This window comes from Xanthomonas sp. NCPPB 1325 (assembly GCF_041477645.2).
Lineage (GTDB): Bacteria > Pseudomonadota > Gammaproteobacteria > Xanthomonadales > Xanthomonadaceae > Xanthomonas > Xanthomonas cannabis.
Genome location: NZ_CM192985.1, coordinates 1,727,630 through 1,749,490, shown reverse-complemented (window position 1 = coordinate 1,749,490; position 21,861 = coordinate 1,727,630). Strand labels below are relative to the sequence as shown.

Sequence of the window (21,861 nt, the reverse complement as noted above, 5' to 3'; positions counted from 1 at the left end):
CATGGCTGGCTCTTCTCCCCGCCAGGTCGCCGTCTTCGGCGCGACCGGCTCGATCGGCACGTCGGCCCTGGACGTCATCGCCCGCCATCCGGACCGGCTGCGCGCCAGCGTGCTGTCGGCCGGCAGCCAGGTCGATGCCCTGCTGGCGCTGTGCGCCACGCACCGGCCCGCGCATGCGGTGATCGCCGACCAGGCGCTGTATCCGCTACTGCGCGACGGCCTGCGCGCCGCCGGCCTGGCCACCCAGGCGCATGCCGGCACCGCGGCGCTGGACGCACTGGCCGGCAGCGATGCCTGCGATACCGTGGTGGCGGCCATCGTCGGCGCCGCCGGCCTGCCCTCGACCCTGGCAGCCGCGCGCGCCGGCAAGCGCCTGCTGCTGGCCAACAAGGAATCGCTGGTACTGGCCGGCGAGCTGCTGACCCGCACCGCCTCCGCAGCCGGGGCGGAGATCATCCCGATCGACAGCGAGCACAGCGCCATCTTCCAGTGCCTGCGCTCGTGCGATGCCAGCCGCGGCGTACGCCGGGTGATCCTCACCGCCTCTGGCGGCCCGTTCCGGGGCTGGGACCGCACTGCGCTATCGGCCGTGACGCCTGTGCAGGCCGTGGCCCACCCGAAATGGTCGATGGGGCCGAAGATCTCGGTGGATTCGGCCACGCTGATGAACAAGGGCCTGGAAGTCATCGAGGCGCACCACCTGTTCGGACTGCCCGGCGGGCAGATCGATGTGCTGGTGCACCCGCAGAGCCTGGTGCATTCGCTGGTCGAGTTCGTCGACGGCTCCACCCTGGCCCAGCTTGGCCTGCCGGACATGCGCACCACCCTGGCCGTCGGACTGGCCTGGCCCGAACGGGTCGACTCCGGGGTGGCGGGGCTGGACCTGCTGCAGCAGGGCCGGCTGGATTTCGAAGCCCCCGACACTGCGGCCTTCCCCTGCCTGCGGCTGGCCTGGGAGGCCTTGCGTGCTGGCGGAACCGCCCCGGCCATCCTGAACGCGGCCAACGAAGTGGCTGTTTCAGCGTTTCTTCAGGGCCGGATAGGTTTCCTAGCGATCCCAGCGTTGGTCGAACAAACGCTGACAACGCTTCCGCGGCACAATGCCGACACCCTCGACACCCTCCTTTCTGCCGACGCGCAAGCACGGCAGATCACCGAACGCGCCCTCGCCCACCACGCCTTTCATGCCTGATCGAACCACGCAACCGAGTTGCATCCATGGGTGATTTCATCGGTTCGGTCTGGTGGATGATCGTCAGCCTGGGTGTGCTGGTGACCTTCCACGAATTCGGCCACTTCTGGGTCGCACGCCGGTGTGGCGTCAAGGTGCTGCGGTTCTCGGTGGGCTTCGGCAAGCCGCTGTGGATGCGTCGCGACCGGCACGGGACCGAGTTCGTGGTGGCGGCCATTCCGCTGGGCGGCTACGTCAAGATGCTCGACGAGCGCGAAGGCGACGTGCACCCGGCCGAGCAGGATCAGGCATTCAATCGCAAGACCGTGTGGCAGCGCATCGCCATCGTGGCCGCCGGCCCGATCGCCAACCTGCTGCTGTGCATGGCGATGCTGTGGGCGATGTTCGTGGTCGGCAAGCAGGATTATTCGGCCACCGTCGGCCGCGCCGACGGCCTGGCCGCCGAGGCCGGGCTGACCCCGGGCGAGCGTATCGTGCGCATCGATGGCCGCGGCGTGAGCAGCTGGAGCGATGCCAGCATGCAGCTCACCACCGCGGCGATGGACCGGCGCGACATCCAGGTACTCACCGCCACCGAGGGCGCCGGCAACAGCGAGCACACCTTGCGCCTGTCGCAGCTGCCGGTCGGCTTCGACGAGCGCCGCGTGGCCTCGCTGGCCGGGATCGGCTGGCAGTTCATGCTGCAGCCGCCGGTGATCGCCGAGGTGGTGCCCGGCTCGGTCGCCGACGGCCTGCTCAAGCCGGGCGACCGCATCGTGGCCATCGACGGCCAGCCGATCCGCACGGCCGAGGACATCATTCCGCAGGTGCAGGCGCTGGGCGAGCACGGCGGCCCGGGCATGATCGAGGTAGCGCGCAAGGGCGAACAGGGCGAAGACCGCCTGGCGCTGGAGATTGCCCCGCGCAAGTCGCCGCAGGGCCAGTGGATGATCGGTATCCGCCCGGCCGCCGCGCCCGCCCCGGAGTACGACAGCCGCCAGCAGTACGGCCTGTTTGCCGCGGTGCCGGCGGCGATCCGCGAAACCGGCCGGATGACCGCCGATTCGCTGGGCATGATGAAGCGCATGCTGACCGGCCAGGCCTCGGTCAAGAACATCTCCGGCCCGCTCACCATCGCGCGCGCCGCCAATGCCTCGGCCGAACGCGGGCTCGACTGGTTCCTGTATTTCCTTGGCCTGCTGTCGCTGAGCCTTGCGATCATCAACCTGATGCCCATCCCGATCTTGGACGGTGGGCATCTGCTGTATTACCTTATCGAGTTGGTCAAGGGCAGCCCGATCAGCGAACGGGCCATGATTGCCGGGCAATACGTCGGCCTGGCGGTCCTGGCCGGGCTGATGGGACTGGCGTTCTACAACGACATCCTTGGCCTGGTTCCACGATGAAACTGCTCCACTCTTTCCGCCTGTTGTCGTCGTCATACGCCGGCACCCAGCAACACCTGAAATCGACTCCAACCGGATGTGACATGACGCGTCTTCCCACTCGCCGCCTGCTTGCCCTCGCTCTTGCCGCCGGCCTCAGCCTGCCAGCCGTTGCCCTGGCCGCCGAGCCGTTCGTTGCCAGCGACATCCGCGTCGACGGCCTGCAGCGCATCGCTTCGGGCACCGTGTTCACCTATCTGCCGGTGAACCGTGGCGACACCGTGGACGATGCCAAGGTGGCCGACTCGATCCGCGCGCTGTACCGCACCGGCTTCTTCGAGGACGTGCAGCTGGACCGCCAGGGCAACATCCTGGTGATCACGGTCAAGGAGCGCCCGGCGATCAACAAGCTCACCGTGACCGGCAACAAGGACATCAAGTCCGAAGAGCTGCTCAAGGGCCTGGGCGACATCGGCCTGACCGAGGGCGGCACCTTCGACCGCCTGAGCCTGGACCGCGTGACCCAGGAACTGACCCGCCAGTACAACAACCGCGGCAAGTACAACGTCGAGATCACCCCAACGGTGAGCCCGCTGGACCGCAACCGCGTCGATGTGGCCATCGCGATCAAGGAAGGCAAGGCGGCCAAGATCCGCCACGTCAACCTGATCGGTACGGAAAAGTTCGCCAACGAGGACATCCTGGAAAACTGGGAGTCCAAGGAGCACAACTGGGCCTCGTGGTACCGCCGCGACGACCAGTACTCCAAGGAAAAGATGTCCGGCGACCTGGAAAAGCTCAATTCCTGGTACCTGGACCGCGGCTATGTGGACTTCAGCATCGACTCCACCCAGGTGTCGATCAGCCCCGACAAGCGCGACATGTTCGTCAGCGCCGGCGTCACCGAGGGTGAGCAGTACAAGATTTCCGAGATCAAGGTCACCGGCGACACCGTGCTGCCGCAGGCCGACATCGAGCGCCTGGTGATCCCCAAGGCCGGCGACATCTTCTCGCGCGCGCTGCTCGAATACACCTCCGATGCGATCACCAACACGCTCAGCAACGTCGGCTACGCGTTCGCCAAGGTCAATCCGATCCCGACCCCGAACCGCGAGGACCGCACCGTTGCGGTGAACCTGCAGGTGGTGCCCGGCCCGCGTGTGACCGTGCGCCGCATCCTCTACAAGGGCAATAGCCGCACCTCGGACGAAGTCTTGCGCCGCGAGATGCGCCAGTTCGAAAACACCTGGTACTCGCAGGCGGCGATCGACCGTTCCAAGATCCGTCTGCAGCGCCTGGGCTACTTCGAGTCGGTGAACGTGGAAACCCCTGCGGTGCCCGGCAGCAACGACCAGGTCGACGTGATCTATGACGTCAAGGAAACCACCTCGGGCAGCTTCGTGTTCGGCCTGGGTTTCTCGCAGGCCTTCGGTGTGACCACCTCGGTGCAGTTGTCGCAGAACAACTTCCTGGGCGGTGGTAATCGTGTGGCAGTGGAAGCGTCGCGCAGCACCTTCCAGCAGCGTTATGCGTTCTCCTACACCAACCCGTTCTTTACCGATGACGGCGTGTCGCTGGGCTACAACCTGTCGTGGCGTTCGCTGGACTACTCGGACTTCAACACGGCGCAGTTCAACAGCAAGAACGGCTCGGCGCAGGTGGTGTTCGGCGTGCCGATCACCGAGAACGACACCGTCTCTGCGATGGTCGGTGTGGACAGCAACCAGATCACCACCTTCCCCGGTACCACGCCGCAGGCCATTGTCGATTACATCAGCGCGATCGGCACAAACACGTTCAAGGCCGTGCGTACCGAATTCGGCTGGGCGCGCGACACCCGCAACGACTTCTTCATGCCGACGCGCGGCATGTACCAGCGCGTGGGCCTGGAAACCACCCTGCCCGGCTCGACGGTGGAGTATTACAAGCTCAATTACCAGATTTCGAACTACTGGCCGATCATTCCGGCGCTGGTGTTGAACACGCGCTTTGAACTGGGCTACGGCGACAGCTACGGCAAGGACAGCACGGCCGACATCTGTGGTGTGGTCACCAATGGGACCCTGAACCAGCAGGCTTGTAACGGCACCAACCGTCTTCGCAGCGTCACTGCCACCGGCCTGCCGTTCTACGAGAACTTCTACGCCGGCGGTACCAATTCGGTGCGCGGCTTCGAAGACAACACACTGGGTCCTCGCTCCGAAGCCATCAACGGCTTCACCCGCGGTCAGCCGCTGGGTGGCTCGTTCAAGACCGTCGGCTCGGTGGAAATGTATTTCCCGAAGCTGTTCGACAGCCCGTCGGCCCGCGTGTCGGCGTTCTTCGATTTCGGTAACGTCTACAGCGGCGTCGACAACTTCAAGGCCAACGAGCTGCGCGCCTCCACCGGTGTGGCGCTGTTGTGGCGCGCCCCGGTCGGCCCCATCTCGATCAGCTACGCGTTTCCGCTGAAGAAGGAAGACAACGACGAGATCGAGCGCCTGCAGTTCACCTTCGGCGGCCAGTTCTAAGAGACGTGAGCACAACAATGGCGGCCCGACATCTCGGGCCGCCATTGTTTGTTTAGGAACCGCTGGATCCTGCGCAGCTTTTAGCGGTAGCTATCCCAAACGGTGCTCAGGCAGGTGTAGGTGGCGCTCCAGTCGGACGCATCGACGCAGGCAATTTGCTGATCCCAGAAGCTATGCGCCTGGGCACGCTGATCGGCGAAGTCATCGGCCGATGCGGTGGTCACGGCGCCAAGCAGGAGCAGGCTTCCGACAATGGAGAGGGCAGTTTTCATATGCTTCTTCCTAGGTTCGCCGCACGATTGCGACCTGCGAAGAGATACGCCCGCATGTTTGGCGACTCTTTGGTCGGGTTTTTTTTCCGTAAAAACAGCCACCTAATGTTTACGCGAGGTTCACCCTGATGCACTTGACCGCCAGTGCGATTGCCGAACAGTTTGGCTTGACCGTCGTCGGCGACGGCACCACCGAAGTCACCGGTGTCGCCACCCTGGCCCATGCCGGCGCGGGGCAGCTGAGCTTCCTGTCCAACCCGCGCTATCGCCCGCAGCTGGCCGAGACCCAGGCCGCAGTGGTGGTGGTGCGCGCCGACGATGCCGAGGCAGCCAAGGGCACCGCCCTGGTCGCCAAGGACCCGTACACCGCCTTCGCCAAGATCGCCGCGCTGTTCGACGTGGCGCCGGTGCGCGCGCCCGGCATCCATGCATCGGCAGTGATCGACCCCACCGCGCAAGTCTCGCCGGGCGCCCATGTCGGCCCGTTCGTCAGCATCGGTGCGCGCAGCCGCGTGGGCGATGGCTGCGTGATCGGCACCGGCAGCATCATTGGCGAGGACTGTGTGGTGGACGACGGCAGCGAACTGCTGGCCCGGGTTACCCTGGTCACCCGCGTGCGGCTGGGCAAGCGCGTGCGGATCCACCCCGGCGCGGTGATCGGCGCCGACGGCTTCGGCCTGGCAATGGATGCCGGCCATTGGATCAAGGTGCCGCAGCTTGGCGGCGTGGTGATCGGCGACGATTGCGAGATCGGCGCCAACACCTGCATCGACCGCGGCGCACTGGAAGACACCGTGCTGGAAGAAGACGTCCGCGTGGATAACCTGGTGCAGATCGCGCACAACTGCCGCATCGGCGCGCACAGCGCGATTGCCGGCTGCACCGGCATTGCCGGCAGCGCCAAGATCGGCCGCTACTGCCTGCTCGGCGGGCATGTCGGCGTGGTCGGCCACCTGGAGATCTGCGACAAGGTGGTGATCACCGGCAAGTCGGTGGTACGCAATTCCATTCACGAGCCGGGCGAGTATTCGTCCGGCACCCCTCTCACCGACAATCGCACGTGGCGCAAGAATGCCGCGCGCTTCAAACAACTCGATGCGCTGGCAAGGCGCATCCTGGCTGTGGGCAAGGAGAACGCATGAGTCACCCCGTTTACGAGCTGCCGATCGACGTCAACCAGATCCAGACGCTGATTCCGCACCGCTACCCGTTCCTGCTGATCGACCGGGTCATCGAGCTGGACCTGGAGGCCAAGCGCATCGTCGGGCAGAAGAACGTCAGCATCAACGAGCCGTTCTTTCAGGGCCACTTCCCGACCCGTCCGGTGATGCCGGGCGTGTTGATCATCGAAGCGCTGGCGCAGGCCGGCGGCGTGATGACCCAGCTCGGCCTGGGGCGCGATGCGCTGTCCAAGCTGTTCTACATGGTCAAGGTCGACAACGCGCGCTTCAACAAGCAGGTGGTGCCGGGCGACGTGCTGATCCTGGAAGTGCAGATGAAGCGCCTGATCCGCAACATGGGATGCTATTACGGCGAGGCCAAGGTCAACGGCGAAATCGTGGCCAGTGCCGAAGTCATGTGCGCCGGCGCCAAGGAATAATCCGTTTTTGGAGGTGAGACACGATGCGTGATCAAGCACCCTTGATTCATCCCACCGCCGTCATCGATCCCTCGGCGCAGCTAGCCAGCGATGTGCGCGTCGGCGCGTTCTCGCTGATCGGCGCGGACGTGGAGATCGGCGCCGGCACCGAGGTGGGGCCGCATTGCTCGATCCATGGTCCGACCCGGATCGGCCGCAACAACCGCTTCATCGGGCATGCGGCCATCGGCGGCGAGCCGCAGGACAAGAAGTACGCCGGCGAACGCACCGAGCTGGTGATCGGCGACGGCAACGTGATCCGCGAGTTCGTCACCATCAACCGCGGCACCGGCGGTGGTGGAGGCATCACCGTGGTCGGCGACGACAACTGGATGCTGGCCTATACCCACGTGGCGCACGATTGCCATGTCGGCAACCACTGCGTGTTCTCCAACAACACCACGCTGGCCGGCCATGTCACCGTGGGCGACTACGTGATCATCAGCGGTTTTGCCGGCGCGCATCAGTTCTGCCGCATCGGCGCGCACGCCTTCCTGGGCATGGGCGCGCTGACCAACGGCGACGTGCCGCCGTTCACCATGGTCGGCAGCGAATCGCTGGGCCGCCCGCGCGGCATCAACAGCGAAGGGCTCAAGCGCCGCGGCTTCGATGCCGAGCGCATCACCGCGATCAAGCGCGCCTACCGCACGCTGTATGTGGCCGGCCTGCCGCTGGCCGACGCCAAACTGCAGCTGGCCGAACAGGCCAAGAGCAGCGACGACGTGCGCGGGATGCTCGAGTTCATCGACGCGGCAGAACGGCCGTTGTTGCGATGAATATCGGGACCCGGGACCCGGGACCGGGGACCCGGGAAAAGCAGAGCACCGACCCAGTTGCCGTGACGGGTCCCGGGTCCCGGGTCCCGGGTCCCGCACCTCGCATCGCGCTGATCGCCGGCGAAGCCTCCGGCGACATCCTCGGTGCGGGGCTGATCGAGCAGCTGCGGCTACGCTATCCGACTGCCGAATTCGTCGGCATCGGCGGCGATGCGATGCGTGGCGTCGGGTGCCAGACCTGGTTCGATGCCAGCGAGCTGGCGGTGATGGGCCTGACCGAAGTGCTGCGCCATCTGCCGCGCCTGCTCAAGCTGCGCAGCGCGTTCCGCGAGCGCGTGCTGGCGTGGAAGCCGGATGTATTCATCGGCATCGATGCGCCGGATTTCAATCTGCCGGTGGAGCGCTGGCTCAAGCAGCGCGGCATCAAGACCGTGCACTACGTCAGCCCCTCGGTGTGGGCGTGGCGCGAGAAGCGCGCCGAGAAGATCGGCGTCAGTGCCGACCTGGTGCTGTGCCTGTTCCCGATGGAGCCGCCGATCTACGCCAGGCACGGCGTGGATGCGCGCTTCGTCGGCCACCCGATGGCCGACGATATCGCCTACCAGGCCGACCGCGAGGCCGCGCGCGCCAAGCTCGGCATCTCCGCCTCCAGCACCGTGCTGGCCGTGTTGCCGGGCAGCCGGCATGGCGAGATCAGCCGGCTCGGCGACACCTTTTTCCAGGCCGCCTGGCTGGTCTCCGAGCATCTGCACAACCTGCACGTACTGGTACCCGCGGCCAATCCGGGCTGCAAGCAAGTGCTGGCCGAGCAGCTCTCGCGTTCGTCGCTGCCGGTGCTGCGCTCGCACCTGCTCGACGGCCAGGCGCGCGCCGCCATGCTGGCCGCCGACGTGGTGCTGCTGGCCTCCGGCACTGCCACACTGGAAGCCATGCTGGTCAAGCGCCCGATGGTGGTCGGCTACAAGGTCGCGCCGCTGACCTACCGCATCGTCAAGACGCTGGGCCTGCTGAAGGTCAACCGCTATGCGCTGCCCAACATCCTGGCCAACGATGACCTGGCCCCGGAGCTGATGCAGGACGACTGCACCCCGGAACGGCTATGCGTGGCCCTGCTGGACTGGTTCAAGCACCCCGAGAAGGTCGCCGCCCTGCAACCGCGCTACCTGGCCCTGCATGCGCAGTTGCGCCGCGATGCGTCGGCACGGGCAGCGGATGCAGTCGCAGAGCTGGTCGGGACCCGGGACCCGGGACCCGGGACCCGGGAGGCAGAAAGTTCCCTATGAAAGCGTTAGAGGCAGCGCTGACGCTGTTCCCCGGGTCCCCGGTCCCGGGTCCCGGGTCCCGGCTCTACGCCGGCGTCGACGAAGCCGGCCGCGGCCCGCTCGCTGGTCCCGTCGCGGTGGCGGCGGTGGTGTTCGACCCCGGCAAGCCGCGCATCAACGGGCTGGACGATTCCAAGCAGCTCACGGCCGAACGGCGCGAGCAGCTGTATGCGCGCATCATCGACCGCGCGCTGGCGTGGTCGGTGGTGCTGATCGACAGCGAAGAGATCGACCGCATCAATATCTACCAGGCGACCATGCTCGGCATGCGCCGGGCGGTGGAAGGCGTGGCGCACGTGGCCGGATTTGCGCGCATCGACGGCAACCGGGTGCCCAAGGGGCTGCCCTGCCCGGCCGAGGCCCTGATTGGCGGGGATGCCATCGACCGCGCCATCATGGCGGCCTCGATCGTGGCCAAGGTCACCCGCGACCGTCTGATGCACGAATTGCACGCGCAACACCCGGAATACCGCTTCGACCAGCACAAGGGCTACAGCACCCCGATCCATCTGGCCGCGCTGCAAAACCACGGGCCCTGTCCGCACCATCGGCGCAGCTTTGCGCCGGTGCGGTTGGCGCTGGAGGGCCGGGACCCGGGACCCGGGACCGGGGACCCGGAACAGCTGCGGATCGTGCAACACGCCGGCGCCGTCTAGGCACGGACCGGCGCCCCACCGCCCGTGCAGGAAGCGATGCGCGGGCTCTCAACCAGGCGATCCACCGCTGTTCCGGGTCCCCGGTCCCGGGTCCCGGGTCCCGCCGCCTCAGCTGTCAAGCCTTGTTCGCCTTCGCCCCCGCCGGTACCCTGACCGCGCATTATTCCGGTCTCGCATGTCCACTTCCCGCTTCGTCCATCTGCACGTCCACACCGAGTTCTCGCTGGCGGATTCCACCATCCGTGTGCCCGAGAAACCGGATCAGGCTGACCCGAAAAAGGCCAAGCAGGCCAACCTGCTGAGCCGGGCGGTCGAGCTCGACATGCCCGCGTTGGCAGTCACCGACCTCAACAACCTGTTCGCGCTGGTCAAGTTCTACAAGGCCGCCGAAGGCGTGGGCATCAAGCCGATCGCCGGCGCCGACGTGATGATCGCCACGCCGGACATGACGCCGTGGCGCATGACCCTGCTGTGCCGCGACCGCGAAGGCTACCTGAGCCTGTCGCGGCTGCTGACGCGCGCCTGGATGGAAGGCCACCGCCCCGAAGGCGGGGTGGCGATCCATCCGGAATGGCTGCAGGCCGGGCACGCCAACCTGTTCGCGCTGGCAGGCCGCGACAGCCTGGCCGGGCGCCTGTTCAACGAGGGCCGCGCGGATCTTGCCGAGCAGCAGCTGGCCGACTGGCAGCGCGTGTTCGGCGACGGTCTGCACCTGGAACTGACCCGCACCGGGCGCGAGGGCGAGGAACGCTTCAACCAGTTCGCGCTGCATGCCGCCGGCGTGCGTGGGCTGCCGGTGGTGGCCAGCAACGATGTGCGTTTTTTGTACGCCAGCGACTTCAACGCGCACGAAGCGCGCGTGTGCATTTCGTCGGGCCGCGTGCTCGACGACCCCAAGCGCCCGCGTGACTACAGCGACCAGCAGTACATGAAGTCCAGCGAGGAGATGGCGGCGCTGTTCGCCGACATCCCCGACGCCATCGACAACACGCTGGCGCTGGCGCAACGCTGCAACATCGAGATGCGCCTGGGCACCTACTTCCTGCCCGCCTACCCGGTGCCGGACGACGAGACGCTGGACAGCTGGATCCGCAGCCAGTCGCGCGACGGTCTGGCCGCACGCCTGGAAAAGAACCCGATCGCACCGGGCAAGACCCGCCAGGACTACGTGGACCGGCTCGAATTCGAGCTCGACACCATCATCAAGATGGGCTTTCCCGGCTACTTCCTGATCGTGGCCGACTTCATCCAGTGGGGAAAGAACCAGGGCATTCCGATCGGCCCGGGACGCGGTTCCGGTGCCGGTTCGCTGGTGGCCTGGGCGCTGCAGATCACCGACCTGGACCCGCTGCCGTACAACCTGCTGTTCGAGCGCTTCTTGAACCCCGAGCGCGTGTCGATGCCCGACTTCGACATCGACTTCTGCATGGACCGCCGCGACGAAGTCATCGACTACGTGGCGCGCAAATACGGCCGCGAGCGCGTCAGCCAGATCATCACCTACGGCACCATGGCCGCCAAGGCGGTGGTGCGCGACGCCGGGCGCGTGCTCGGTTTCACCTACGGCCTGGTGGATAGCGTTGCCAAGCTGATCCCCAACATCCTGGGCATCACGCTCAAGGATGCGATGGGCGAAGGCAAGGATTCGGAGATGGCCTCGCCGGACCTGATCCAGCGCTACCAGGTCGAAGACGATGTGCGCGACCTGATGGATCTGGCGCGCCAGCTCGAAGACCTCACCCGCAACGCCGGCAAGCACGCCGGCGGCGTGGTGATCGCGCCCGAGCCGCTCTCCGAGTTCTGCCCGCTGTTCGCCGAACACGACGAGGATGGCCGCGGCAAGAACCCGGTGACCCAGTTCGACAAGGACGACGTCGAAGCGGTGGGCCTGGTGAAGTTCGACTTCCTCGGCCTGCGCACGCTGACCATCATCGATTGGGCGGTCAAGGCGATCAACGTGCGCCATGCACGCGCCGGCATCGACCCGGTCGACATCACCACCATTCCGCTGGACGACGTGCCCACCTACAAGGGCGTGTTCGCCTCGGGCAATACCGGTGCGGTGTTCCAGTTCGAATCCTCGGGCATGCGCCGCCTGCTCAAGGACGCGCGCCCTGACCGCTTCGAGGACCTGATTGCGCTGGTGTCGCTGTACCGCCCCGGCCCGATGGACCTGATCCCGGACTTCAACGCGCGCAAGCATGGCCAGCAGGAGATCGTGTATCCCGATCCGCGCACCGAAGTCATCCTGAAAGACACCTACGGCATCATGGTGTACCAGGAGCAGGTGATGCAGATGGCGCAGATCGTCGGCGATTACTCGCTGGGCGGCGCCGACCTGCTGCGTCGCGCGATGGGCAAGAAGGTGCCGGCCGAAATGGCCAAGCACCGCGAAATCTTCCGCGAAGGTGCAGCCAAGGGCGGCGTGAGCGCGGCCAAGGCCGACGAAATCTTCGATTTGATGGAGAAGTTCGCCGGCTACGGTTTCAACAAATCGCACGCCGCCGCGTACGCGTTGGTCAGCTACCAGACTGCGTGGCTGAAACGGCATTACCCGGCCGAGTTCATGGCCGCCACGCTGTCCTCGGACATGGACAACACCGACAAGGTGGTGGGCTTCCTGGATGAGGTGCGCAACCTCGGCCTCACCGTCAAGCCGCCGCGCGTCAACGAATCGGCCTACCAGTTCGAGGCCGCCAGCCCGGACACCATTCAATACGGGTTGGGCGCGATCAAGGGCGTCGGCCAGGGCGCGTGCGAGGCCATCGTCGAAGAACGCCAGCGCGGCGGCCCCTACACCACGCTGCTGGATTTCTGCACGCGTGTGGGCACCGCAAAGCTCAACCGGCGCACGCTGGAAGCGATGATCAATGCCGGTGCGATGGATGGCCTGGGCAAGAACCGCGCCTCGCTGATGCTGCAGCTGCCCGAAGTAATGAAGGCCACCGAGCAGATGGCGCGCGAACGTGCCTCGGGCCAGAACTCGCTGTTCGGCGGGCCGGACCCGAGCGCGCCGGCGATGCGGCTGGACCTGCCAGAAAGCAAGGAATGGCCGCTGGGCCAGTTGCTCACTGGCGAGCGCGAAACGCTGGGCTTCTACCTCAGCGGGCATCCGTTCGATCCGCACCGCGAGGAAGTGCGCGAGCTGGTCGGCTGCGATCTGGGCGCGCTGGAAAAGATCGTGGCGTCCCAGCAGCGTGGTGGCGGCGGTAGTGGCGGCGACGGCGAAAAGCGCGCCTGGCGGCCGGAAGTGAGCGCGATCCTGGCCGGCCAGGTGGTCGGCGTACGCCGCAAGGGCGACAGCCAGGTGTTCGTGCAACTCGAAGACGGCCGCGGCCGGGTGGAGTGCAGCGCGTTCTCCGATGCGATGGCCGAGTTCGGCCACCTGCTCACCCGCGACCGCATCCTGATCGTCAAGGGCGGTCTGCGCGAGGACGAATTCAACGGCGGCTACAGCCTGCGCATCCGCCAGTGCTGGGACTACGAGCAGATCTGCGCCGACCACGCACAGCGGCTGTCGCTGCGCCTGGACCTGCGCGAGAAGCAGGCCTTCCCCCGTATCGACGCGCTGCTGGCCAAACACCGCCCCGGCAAGACCCCCCTGCGCCTGGACCTGCTGCTGCGCGCACCCAGCGGCGGCGTGGCCGGCATGCTCGACCTCAATGGCACCCATTCGGTGCGCATCGACCAGCAGCTGATGGACAGCCTGCGCGCCGACCCGGCGGTGCGGACGGTGAAGATCAAGTACAGCCCCCCATGGGCGCAGTGAGGCCGGGACTCGGGACCCGGGACCCGGGACCCGGGACCCGCAAGCGCTTACGCGGTCCCAAACCCTCCACGCTCAGACTCTGTTTCTGTCTTGTATTTGCCTTTGCCTTGCCTTGCCGGGTCCCGGGTCCCGGGTCCCGGGTCCCGAGTCCCGAGCCCCGAGTCCCGAGTCCCGGCTCCATCCCAACGCCCCCGTACGGGCCAGCCACACCGCTTCAGCTACACTCCCCGCCTTACGTTGACGACGCCATTGCATGAATCCTAACTACCTCGACTTCGAGCAACCCATCGCCGATCTGGAAGCCAAGATCCAGGAACTGCGCAAGGCCAGTACCGGGCCTGCGGTCAACGTGGAGACCGAAGTGCGGGCGCTGCGCGACAAGCTGCGCGTGCGCACCGCGCAGATCTTCCGCGATTTGTCGGCCTGGCAGGTCTCGCAGCTGGCGCGCCACCCGCAGCGCCCGTACACGCTGGATTACATCAACACCATCTGCGACGAATTCCAGGAGCTGGCCGGCGACCGCGCCTATGCCGACGACAAGGCGATTGTTGGTGGTCTGGGCCGCATCGACGGCCGCCCGGTAGTGATCATCGGCCACCAGAAGGGCCGCGACACCAAGACCAAGGTGGCGCGCAACTTCGGCATGCCGCGCCCGGAGGGCTACCGCAAGGCGCTGCGCCTGATGAAGCTGGCCGAGCGTTTCCGCCTGCCACTGCTGACCTTCATCGACACCCCCGGCGCCTACCCGGGCATCGGTGCGGAAGAGCGCGGCCAGTCCGAGGCGATCGCGCGCAATCTGCTGGAAATGGCCGAACTCAAGATCCCGGTGATCTGCACGGTGATCGGCGAAGGCGGCTCCGGCGGCGCGCTGGCGATCGGCGTGGGCGACCGCACCCTGATGCTGGAATACGGCACCTATTCGGTGATTTCGCCGGAAGGCTGCGCCTCGATCCTGTGGAAGGACGCGGCCAAGGCCAAGGACGCCGCCGAACAACTCGGCCTGACCGCCAAGCGCCTGAAAGGCCTGGGCCTGGTCGACAAGGTGGTCCGCGAGCCCACCGGCGGCGCGCACCGCAACCCCGAGCAGATGGGCAAGCGCCTGAAGGCGGTCCTGCTCAACGAGCTGGACGCGCTGGAAAAGATCCCGGTGGAAACCTTGCTACAGCAGCGCTACGAGCGCCTGCGTAGCTACGGTGCCTACGAGGGGCACTGAACCGTCGCGCTCCGTGGCCCGGAGTGCGCGCAACCCGCTAATGGACAGGACGTCCCAGCCACCCTGAGTCGCTGCGCTCGATCCTGTTGCAGATGGCCTGCTGCGTGCAGATGGTGTGCAGCGGCTGGTCCGTCCTACCGAATAGTGATCCTGCTGAAGTTCTAGGCCGGCATCGCGATGACGTCAGCCTCGGCTCCTGCGTGCAAGGCGACACCACGCCTTGCACGCAACGCCGCTCAGAACGGCTTGGCCAGCACCAGCCAGATCACACCGACCAGCAGGATCACCGGCACCTCGTTGAACAAGCGCAGTGCACGCCCGCTCGGGACGGCACGCCCCTGGTCCACGCCCTTCAGCCAGCGTCCGGCCACGATGTAGTGCGCCAGGATCAACGCAACCGCGAACAGCTTGGCGTGTAGCCAACCGCCGGTCACCATGGTCGGGAAATCGGGAATCACGCGGTAGCCCTGCCACAGCACCGCGCCCAGCAGCAGCGCCAGCCCCAGCATGCTGTGACCGAATTTGTACAGCCGCCGGCCCATCAGCACCAGGCGTGCGCGCACTGCAGATTCGCCGCCGGCTTCGGCGATGTTGACCAGGATGCGCGGCAGATAGAACACCGCCGCCATCCAGGCGATCACGAACAACAGATGGAAGGTCTTGATCCACAAATACAGGGTCATGCGCTGGCTCCGTTGGCTCGCGTAGGATGGCCCGCATTTTCACCCATCCGCACGCGCGAAAGCAGCTGAGACCATGCAGCAGTCAGACCAGAAACAGTACGACGCCCAGTATTTCCGCCGCTGGTATCGCGATGCCGGGTTGGCCGACCCCGCCCGCCTGCGACGCAAGGTCGCACTCGCGGTCGCACAGGCCGAGTACTACCTGGAACGCCCAATCCGCAGCGTGCTGGATGTCGGCTGCGGCGAAGCCGCATGGCGCGCGCCCTTGCTGGCGCTGCGTCCCAAGCTCAGCTACCTGGGCTTCGACAGCAGCGACTACGCCGTCCGGCGCTACGGCCGTAGCCGCCAGATCCACCCTGCCCGCTTCGGCGACTTCGCCTGGCTGCGCCCCTGCGCACCGGTGGACCTGCTGATCTGCTCGGATGTCCTGCATTACGTGCCCACGCGCGAATTCAATCAGGGCCTGCCCGGGTTGGCCGAAATGTGCGCAGGCGTGGCGTTTCTGGAAACCTTTGCCGAAGAAGATGCCTTCGAAGGCGACCATGACGGTTTTCAGGCGCGGCCATCGCGCTGGTACCGGCGCCGCTTCGCCAGCGTGGGCTTTACTGCGCTCGGGTCGCACTGCTGGTTGTCACCGCAATTGGCTGGAGAGACGTCTGCATTGGAGCGCAGCTGAGCAGATGTTCGCGGCGGCCGGCGACCGGAAGAAGTCCCTCGCAGCAACGGATTGCGATCACGTGCCTGGCTCGACGTGGTTGGTGTATCGCCGGGTCGTCTTTGAGTCCGCGAGGGCTTCGCCAAGTACCCTCACCCCAACCCCTCTCCCGCAGGAGGGGGGGCTTTGCTTCTGCAGGCACTTCGACAGGACTGCCGATTACACGCTGGTCGCATCGCTCCCAACGTCATCCGGCCGCCTAGCGCGATCTTCCAGCCGTGCACGCCATCCGAACGAGCACAGACAGCAGTAGATAACACAGCCGATGTCTGCCATAGCTCCCATGACAGCCTCAACCGCCCGGAGCCCCATTAAGGTGCAAATGCGCCAAACCCGGTATGCTGCGCGGCAGCAAAACCGCACGGATGGGTGGAATGCTTTATCAACTGCATGAGCTGACCCGCAATCTGCTAGCCCCCTGGGTGCATCAGGCCCAGGCGAACGCCAAGATGTTCTCCGACCCCGACAGCCTGTGGGCATCGCTTCCCGGTGCCGAACGCATGGCCGCCAGCAACGAGCTGTTCCATCGGCTGGGCAAGGAATACGAAAAGCCTGCCTGGGCGCTGGACGATGTCGAGGTCGATGGCCATTCGCTGCCGATCATCGAACGCGAGGTGCTGAGCAAGCCGTTCTGCCGGCTGTTGCGCTTCAAGCGTTTCAGCGACCACGTCGAGCTGATCGGCAAGATGAAGGAGCAACCGGCGGTGCTGGTGGTGGCGCCGTTGTCCGGCCACCACGCCACCCTATTGCGCGACACCGTGCGCACCCTGCTGCGCAACCACAAGGTCTATGTGACCGATTGGGTGGACGCGCGCATGGTGCCGCTGGAAGCAGGCGCGTTCCGGCTGGAGGACTACATCACCTACATCCAGGAGTTCATCCGCCATATCGGCGCCGAGCGCCTGCATGTGGTGAGCGTCTGTCAGCCCACGGTACCGGTGTTGGCGGCGGTGTCGCTGATGGCCAGCAACGACGAACCCACCCCGCGCTCGCTGGTGATGATGGGTGGGCCGATCGACGCGCGCCGCAGCCCCACCCAGGTCAACAACCTGGCCACGGAAAACGGCATCGAGTGGTTCCAGAACAACCTGATCCACACCGTGCCGTTCCCGTATCCGGGCCATGGCCGCCAGGTGTATCCGGGCTTCCTGCAGCATGCCGGCTTCCTCTCGATGAACCCCAATCGGCACGTGATGTCGCACTGGGATTTCTACACCGATCTGGTCAAGGGCGACCTGCAGGATGCGCAAGCGCACCGGCAGTTCTACGACGAATACAACGCCGTGCTCGACATGCCGGCCGAGTATTACCTGGACACGATTCGCGTAGTGTTTCAGGAGTTTTTGCTGCCGCAGGGCAAGTGGAAAGTGGACGGCCAACTGGTCAAGCCATCGGCGATCCGCAATACCGCGCTGCTGAGCATCGAAGGCGAGCTGGACGACATCGCCGGCCTCGGCCAGACCGAGGCGGTACACGATCTATGCACCGGCATCGATGCGGCGCATCGCCGTCATCTGGTGGTGGAAGGCGCCGGTCACTACGGCATCTTCAGTGGCCGTCGTTGGCGTGAAGTGGTGTATCCGCAGGTACGCGAATTCATCGCCCGCTACGATGCCGACCCGGTTGGCAGCCGCGACCCGGCTACCGTGACCCCGATCCGCAAGCGCGGCAAACGCGCCTGAACCAAGAAATAAAATCCCCGGCACGGCCGGGGATTTTTTTGCATCGCCACTGAGGTCGCCCGGCAAACCTGCTACGCAACCGCCAGGTGCGCGCGGCCCGCGGCCAGCACGGTATATCTCGCTCGCACACTCCGGTTCCTGTGCGCTGCCCACGCCCGACCGACAACTGCTCGCTACGTGTTGTCAGCTGTTCTACGTGCGACAGCACGCGAAGCAATGCCGGCCTGCGAACGCCATCATCGATGCTGGGCATGCCGATATATCGCTCGCGCGCGTCACGCAGCCGTTTCGCCACTCTTGACCAACAGCTGCTTGGCGAACATGCCGTGCAGCTTGCCGAAGGCGCGCGCCAGATGCAGCGTGACGAACAACAACAGCACGCCCACCGCGAACAACGGCAACGTCAGCCAGGAACCGGTGATGTCCACGCCATCCCAGGTCAGCACGGCCGTGTTGTCGAACAACACGACAAGCGGTGAAGCGGCCAGCCCCAGCGACAGCGACAGCAGCGTGCAAAACACGGTGAAGTAGAGAGTACCCAGCGGCAGCATCAACCCGAAGTACAGCATCGTGCTCCAGGTGCGCACGTCGGTGAACATCGCGCCGATGCGTTGCAGCCAGCTGCCTTGCAGGCCCGGATGTTGCGGGCGACGCGGCATGCGCACGCCGAGCAGCGTTTCAATCACGCGGCCTTCCACCAGCGACAACACCCGTACCGAGCCGAAGAACAACACCAGCAACGGCACGCCGATGATCAGGATCAGCAGCCCGATCGACAGGCTCGCGCCAGTGACGACCCAGGTGAAATAAAACACGCCGGTAAGCAGCGACAGCAGCATGTAGAACAGTGCGCCATAGGTGCGCGGGTCGGCTGCCACACCGAAGAAGTTGCCAATCCACGATGCGCGTTTGGGCGGCGCCGGTGGACGCAACGCGCGGGTCACGGTCACTTCGGTTTCGCGGTAGATCTCGGCCACTTCCTCCGGCGCGCCGTAGCTGCCAGCCACGCCTGCAATGACCTCCGCCTCGCTCTTGCCGTGCTGTTCCGCAAGCTCGGCGCGCAGATATTCTTCGGCATCGTAGAGCGCGTCCTGGATCATCGCCGGGTCGGCGCCCGCCAGCGCCTGGCGCAGCTGCGCCAGGTAATCGGAAATGGTGGTTGGCAACGGATGTGACTGCGCAACTGTATTCATGAGTGGGTCCCCTGCAGCACTGAGTCAACGGAATCACGGGTGGCGCGCCAGGCGGCGGTCCAGTCGCGCAGGCAGTCACGCCCGCTGTCGGTAATGCGGTAATAACGGCGCGGCGGCCCAGACGCGGATGGCTCGATATGGCTCTGCAACAGCCCCGCCCCTTCCAGATTGCGCAGTACCGGATACAAGGCGCTCTGCTTGCCGCTGAGCACGCCTTCCAGCCGCTCCAGCCGTTTGGCGATGAGATAGCCGTAAAGCGGCTCTTCGGCCTGTGCCAGGACGGCCAGCAAGGCCAGCGACACGGTGCCCGCACTCAGCTCCTTCTGAAATTTGCGTAGGTGGATATCCGGCTCGCTCATCGGCCATCTCCGCTAGGTCGAAGGTGATGCTATGTAGAACCTAGCTATAGTGGATGTGCCGGTAGTCATGGGCGGGGATTGGGGATTCGGCATTGGGGATTCGCCAAAACGAAAACAAAGCGGTGGTCGCCAGCTTGTTCGAGCAGTGTCGGCATCGCAGCGAGCTCCACCGCAAAAACCCAGCGCCGCCGTTGCGAATCCCCGATGCCGAATCCCCAATCCCCGCCCACTAGCGCCCGCCTGCGCAAACCCCAGTCCGTTCATGAGCTTAGAACCTTTGGGTTACTGCGTTTCCGGCACGGCTTTACTACAGTCAACGCCCCCCGTGCCGATAAGCTTCGCTCAGGGGTTTTCATTTTTCGATGGGGCAAGACGATGCAATTGACACGCTTGGCGCAGCCGGCCATGGCTGATACTTCCTTTGGTGCCACACGGCGCCTGTGCCTTGCGATCGGGTTGGCGTTGCCGGGCCTGGCGCTGGCGCAGGTGCAGCCGGCACCGGCCAACGCCGAGCAGGCCGTTGCCGAGCCGGCCAAGGCGCCGGTGACCACCGCGCCGGCCACCGCAAAGGGCTATCCGCAGGAAGCCCAGGGCTGGGGCGCCAAGCAGGGCGGCAACATGTGGCAGGTGCGCTGGGCCGAAGACTGGTCGTATTTGAAAGACACGTCCAAGCGCAAGAGCCCGTTCGATCCGCTCAAGTACATCCCGCTCAGCGAAGACGGCGATGTCTACGTCTCGCTCAGCAACGAGCTGCGCGTGCGCAGCAACACCATCACCAACCCGGGGCTGATTCCCGGCAGCCACTCGCAACAGCAGTATCTGCTGCGCGCGTTCTTCGGCGCAGACCTGCACGTGGGCGAACACTTCCGTCTTTACACGGAACTGGCGCACGGCAGCCTGGATGGGCGCAACGAAGGCGCCAAGACCGGCACGCAGGAGAACAATGCCATCCTGCAGCAGGTGTTCTTCGACGTGAAAGGCCGCATCGGCAGCGCCGACACCGGTTTGCGGGTCGGCCGTCAGGTCTTCGTCGATGGCCCCACCACCTTGATGGCGCTGCGCGACAATACCGACATCTTCGTCACCTTCAACGGTGCGCGTGCCTGGGCGATCGGCGACAAAACGCGTGTCGACGTGTTCGACTTCAATTTCAACCTGGATGGCACCGAAGGCCTGGGCGACGACCGTATCGATCGCTCGCGGCATTTCCGCGGTGTGGTCGGTGGCTACCGCCTGCCGACCGCCAAGCCGATGTACCTGGAACCGTTCTTCTATCAATTTCGCAACGACAATCAGGTGTGGGGCCGGCAGACCGCCGAAGAGCACCGCAATTACTACGGCCTGCGCCTGTGGGGCAACGTGGGCAAGCTGCGCACCGACTCGTTCGTGACCGTGCAGCGCGGCAGCTTTGGCGGACGCGACCTGCGTGCCTACATGGCCAGCACCTCCAACGCCTGGTCGCTGAGCGAAACCGGCTGGAAGCCGCGCCTGGGGTTCCATAGCGAAATCGCCTCCGGCGGTGGCGGCACCTCCGGTACCGGCACGCTGCGCAACAACAACTTCCTGTACGGCAACACGATCTATTTCAGCTGGGCCACCTTCTTCGGCCCGGTGAATCTGGTCACCGCCGCGCCGACCTTCACCTTCTCGCCCACCTCCAAGCTCACCGTGAATCTGGAATGGGAAACCCTGTGGCGCCAGACCACCAGCGATGCGATCTACAACAACCAGGCACGCGCCTATGCACGCACGCAGAACACCGGCGAGCGCCGCATCGGCACCATGCCGCGCATCAACGCCACCTGGAACATCGACCCGAACTGGTCGGTAACCTTCCGCGCCGAGCACCTGATGGCCGGCCCCGCGCTGGAAAGAGCCGGTTATGGCGATTCGACCTTCGTGATGGGCTGGTTGAACTTCCGGTTCTAAGCACCGCAAGCTCAGCGCAGTTGCGTGCGTGAATCCAAAGGCATGGCGCGTTATCCATGCATCCGAGAATCGTCTGATCACATGCCGCGTTCCTGCAGGGACGCGGCATGTTTGTTTTTTGGCGTTAGTCGGTGCAAGGACTGGCAAAGAGGCTGGGTACCTCGGCAGTCGTGGCGGACGTACCCTCATCCGGCGCTGCGCGCCACTTTCTCCCGGAGGGAGAAGGGAGTAGCTGCCATCTACTGCGGTCGGCTACGTCTGTCATCTACTGCCCTTGCTTACGTCAGCCACTTGCAGCTGCCGCTTGCAGCCTGCGCCGCCTGCGCTTGTGTCTGTGTCTGTCGGCTGTCGGCTATCGCCGTTTGCGTCCGGATCTGCTGCCTGCCGCTTGCTGTCTTCGTCTGGGCCTATATGCCTGTGTCACCGTCTGGGCCCTGCTCCGGCCCTACCTCGATTGCAGCAATGTCGCCGCAGTGGACCGACGTGCTGCCGCTCGACACGCCGCAAAGCGCTGTTCTCCATTCCGAATATCCATTCCCCATTCCCGATTCCCCACCCACCTCCACCGGACGCGGCCGAATGCCTAC

General features: G+C 65.5%; 17 protein-coding genes and 1 other RNA gene. 14 read left to right on the top strand and 4 right to left on the bottom strand.

Annotated features, from left to right (window positions below; all coding sequences use genetic code 11):
- The first annotated feature begins 1 nt into the window (after nucleotide 1).
- The 3 genes from ACCQ10_RS07310 to bamA all read left to right on the top strand — a co-directional run bounded on the left by ACCQ10_RS07310 (nucleotide 2) and on the right by bamA (nucleotide 5,066).
- Nucleotides 2–1,192 carry a 1-deoxy-D-xylulose-5-phosphate reductoisomerase gene (locus tag ACCQ10_RS07310; protein WP_372362638.1) on the top strand — a complete coding sequence of 397 codons (1,191 nt, stop codon included), beginning with the start codon at nucleotides 2–4 and terminating at the stop codon, nucleotides 1,190–1,192.
- A 26-nt stretch (nucleotides 1,193–1,218) separates the two neighbouring features.
- Nucleotides 1,219–2,577 carry an RIP metalloprotease RseP gene (gene rseP, locus ACCQ10_RS07305; protein ID WP_372362637.1) on the top strand — a complete coding sequence of 453 codons (1,359 nt, stop codon included), beginning with the start codon at nucleotides 1,219–1,221 and terminating at the stop codon, nucleotides 2,575–2,577.
- An 83-nt stretch (nucleotides 2,578–2,660) separates the two neighbouring features.
- Nucleotides 2,661–5,066, top strand: coding sequence for an outer membrane protein assembly factor BamA (gene bamA, locus ACCQ10_RS07300; RefSeq protein WP_372362636.1), 2,406 nt, complete (start codon nucleotides 2,661–2,663; stop codon nucleotides 5,064–5,066).
- Between the two features lie 80 nt (nucleotides 5,067–5,146).
- On the opposite strand, the gene ACCQ10_RS07295 is transcribed toward bamA, so the two are convergent.
- Nucleotides 5,147–5,338 carry a hypothetical protein gene (locus tag ACCQ10_RS07295; RefSeq protein WP_166743295.1) on the bottom strand — a complete coding sequence of 64 codons (192 nt, stop codon included), beginning with the start codon at nucleotides 5,336–5,338 and terminating at the stop codon, nucleotides 5,147–5,149.
- Nucleotides 5,339–5,466: 128 nt separating this feature from the next.
- On the opposite strand from ACCQ10_RS07295, the gene lpxD reads away from it, so the two are divergent.
- The 7 genes from lpxD to ACCQ10_RS07260 all read left to right on the top strand — a co-directional run bounded on the left by lpxD (nucleotide 5,467) and on the right by ACCQ10_RS07260 (nucleotide 14,713).
- Entirely contained in the window at nucleotides 5,467–6,480 is a 1,014-nt protein-coding gene (lpxD, locus tag ACCQ10_RS07290; protein WP_047693629.1) for a UDP-3-O-(3-hydroxymyristoyl)glucosamine N-acyltransferase, read from the top strand.
- The gene (gene fabZ / locus ACCQ10_RS07285; protein WP_039415369.1) at nucleotides 6,477–6,938 is read left to right on the top strand and encodes a 3-hydroxyacyl-ACP dehydratase FabZ; all 462 of its coding nucleotides are present in this window, start codon (nucleotides 6,477–6,479) and stop codon (nucleotides 6,936–6,938) included. Before lpxD ends, fabZ begins: the two co-directional genes overlap by 4 nt.
- Before the next feature lie 23 nt (nucleotides 6,939–6,961).
- Entirely contained in the window at nucleotides 6,962–7,753 is a 792-nt protein-coding gene (gene lpxA, locus ACCQ10_RS07280; protein ID WP_372362635.1) for an acyl-ACP--UDP-N-acetylglucosamine O-acyltransferase, read from the top strand.
- Nucleotides 7,750–9,036 (top strand): lipid-A-disaccharide synthase, encoded by a 1,287-nt coding sequence (lpxB, locus tag ACCQ10_RS07275; protein WP_372362634.1) that lies wholly within the window; start codon nucleotides 7,750–7,752, stop codon nucleotides 9,034–9,036. The genes lpxA and lpxB overlap by 4 nt, the downstream gene beginning before the upstream one ends.
- Nucleotides 9,033–9,731, top strand: coding sequence for a ribonuclease HII (gene rnhB / locus ACCQ10_RS07270; protein ID WP_372362633.1), 699 nt, complete (start codon nucleotides 9,033–9,035; stop codon nucleotides 9,729–9,731). Before lpxB ends, rnhB begins: the two co-directional genes overlap by 4 nt.
- A 175-nt stretch (nucleotides 9,732–9,906) precedes the next feature.
- Nucleotides 9,907–13,500 carry a DNA polymerase III subunit alpha gene (gene dnaE / locus ACCQ10_RS07265; RefSeq protein WP_372362632.1) on the top strand — a complete coding sequence of 1,198 codons (3,594 nt, stop codon included), beginning with the start codon at nucleotides 9,907–9,909 and terminating at the stop codon, nucleotides 13,498–13,500.
- Between the two features lie 253 nt (nucleotides 13,501–13,753).
- The gene (locus ACCQ10_RS07260; RefSeq protein ID WP_355583058.1) at nucleotides 13,754–14,713 is read left to right on the top strand and encodes an acetyl-CoA carboxylase carboxyltransferase subunit alpha; all 960 of its coding nucleotides are present in this window, start codon (nucleotides 13,754–13,756) and stop codon (nucleotides 14,711–14,713) included.
- A gap of 236 nt (nucleotides 14,714–14,949) precedes the next feature.
- Here ACCQ10_RS07260 and ACCQ10_RS07255 read toward each other — a convergent pair whose 3' ends face one another.
- A complete protein-coding gene (locus tag ACCQ10_RS07255; RefSeq protein ID WP_166750617.1) occupies nucleotides 14,950–15,396 on the bottom strand; it encodes a CopD family protein in 447 nt (148 codons plus the stop codon).
- A 73-nt stretch (nucleotides 15,397–15,469) separates the two neighbouring features.
- Here ACCQ10_RS07255 and ACCQ10_RS07250 point away from each other — a divergent pair, with 73 nt between their 5' ends.
- The 3 genes from ACCQ10_RS07250 to ACCQ10_RS07240 all read left to right on the top strand — a co-directional run bounded on the left by ACCQ10_RS07250 (nucleotide 15,470) and on the right by ACCQ10_RS07240 (nucleotide 17,982).
- On the top strand, nucleotides 15,470–16,072 hold the full coding sequence (locus tag ACCQ10_RS07250; protein ID WP_228333067.1) for a methyltransferase: 603 nt from the start codon (nucleotides 15,470–15,472) through the stop codon (nucleotides 16,070–16,072).
- A 377-nt stretch (nucleotides 16,073–16,449) separates the two neighbouring features.
- A complete protein-coding gene (locus tag ACCQ10_RS07245) occupies nucleotides 16,450–17,793 on the top strand; it encodes a polyhydroxyalkanoate depolymerase (protein WP_184369851.1) in 1,344 nt (447 codons plus the stop codon).
- A gap of 113 nt (nucleotides 17,794–17,906) precedes the next feature.
- Nucleotides 17,907–17,982, top strand: a non-coding RNA gene (locus ACCQ10_RS07240) — sX9 sRNA.
- 86 nt (nucleotides 17,983–18,068) lie between these two features.
- On the opposite strand, the gene ACCQ10_RS07235 is transcribed toward ACCQ10_RS07240, so the two are convergent.
- Nucleotides 18,069–18,986, bottom strand: a complete 918-nt coding sequence (locus tag ACCQ10_RS07235; RefSeq protein ID WP_372362631.1) for a sensor domain-containing protein — start codon at nucleotides 18,984–18,986, stop codon at nucleotides 18,069–18,071.
- The gene (locus ACCQ10_RS07230; RefSeq protein WP_047693644.1) at nucleotides 18,983–19,345 is read right to left on the bottom strand and encodes a PadR family transcriptional regulator; all 363 of its coding nucleotides are present in this window, start codon (nucleotides 19,343–19,345) and stop codon (nucleotides 18,983–18,985) included. The genes ACCQ10_RS07235 and ACCQ10_RS07230 overlap by 4 nt, the downstream gene beginning before the upstream one ends.
- Nucleotides 19,346–19,720: 375 nt before the next feature.
- Between ACCQ10_RS07230 and ACCQ10_RS07225 the strand changes: the two genes are divergently transcribed.
- Nucleotides 19,721–21,274, top strand: coding sequence for an alginate export family protein (locus ACCQ10_RS07225; RefSeq protein WP_039409611.1), 1,554 nt, complete (start codon nucleotides 19,721–19,723; stop codon nucleotides 21,272–21,274).
- The last annotated feature ends 587 nt before the right edge of the window (nucleotides 21,275–21,861 follow it).

Excerpts from the sequence above, each read along its gene's own strand:
- fabZ (WP_039415369.1), top strand. The coding sequence starts at position 6,477 with ATGAGTCACCCCGTTTACGAGCTGCCGATCGACGTCAACCAGATCCAG.
- ACCQ10_RS07225 (WP_039409611.1), top strand. The coding sequence starts at position 19,721 with ATGCAATTGACACGCTTGGCGCAGCCGGCCATGGCTGATACTTCCTTT.
- ACCQ10_RS07255 (WP_166750617.1), bottom strand. The coding sequence starts at position 15,396 with ATGACCCTGTATTTGTGGATCAAGACCTTCCATCTGTTGTTCGTGATC.
- rseP (WP_372362637.1), top strand. The coding sequence starts at position 1,219 with ATGGGTGATTTCATCGGTTCGGTCTGGTGGATGATCGTCAGCCTGGGT.
- ACCQ10_RS07250 (WP_228333067.1), top strand. The coding sequence starts at position 15,470 with ATGCAGCAGTCAGACCAGAAACAGTACGACGCCCAGTATTTCCGCCGC.
- bamA (WP_372362636.1), top strand. The coding sequence starts at position 2,661 with ATGACGCGTCTTCCCACTCGCCGCCTGCTTGCCCTCGCTCTTGCCGCC.
- ACCQ10_RS07230 (WP_047693644.1), bottom strand. The coding sequence starts at position 19,345 with ATGAGCGAGCCGGATATCCACCTACGCAAATTTCAGAAGGAGCTGAGT.
- ACCQ10_RS07260 (WP_355583058.1), top strand. The coding sequence starts at position 13,754 with ATGAATCCTAACTACCTCGACTTCGAGCAACCCATCGCCGATCTGGAA.
- lpxB (WP_372362634.1), top strand. The coding sequence starts at position 7,750 with ATGAATATCGGGACCCGGGACCCGGGACCGGGGACCCGGGAAAAGCAG.
- rnhB (WP_372362633.1), top strand. The coding sequence starts at position 9,033 with ATGAAAGCGTTAGAGGCAGCGCTGACGCTGTTCCCCGGGTCCCCGGTC.
- ACCQ10_RS07235 (WP_372362631.1), bottom strand. The coding sequence starts at position 18,986 with ATGAATACAGTTGCGCAGTCACATCCGTTGCCAACCACCATTTCCGAT.
- ACCQ10_RS07245 (WP_184369851.1), top strand. The coding sequence starts at position 16,450 with ATGCTGCGCGGCAGCAAAACCGCACGGATGGGTGGAATGCTTTATCAA.
- dnaE (WP_372362632.1), top strand. The coding sequence starts at position 9,907 with ATGTCCACTTCCCGCTTCGTCCATCTGCACGTCCACACCGAGTTCTCG.
- lpxD (WP_047693629.1), top strand. The coding sequence starts at position 5,467 with ATGCACTTGACCGCCAGTGCGATTGCCGAACAGTTTGGCTTGACCGTC.
- ACCQ10_RS07295 (WP_166743295.1), bottom strand. The coding sequence starts at position 5,338 with ATGAAAACTGCCCTCTCCATTGTCGGAAGCCTGCTCCTGCTTGGCGCC.
- ACCQ10_RS07310 (WP_372362638.1), top strand. The coding sequence starts at position 2 with ATGGCTGGCTCTTCTCCCCGCCAGGTCGCCGTCTTCGGCGCGACCGGC.
- lpxA (WP_372362635.1), top strand. The coding sequence starts at position 6,962 with ATGCGTGATCAAGCACCCTTGATTCATCCCACCGCCGTCATCGATCCC.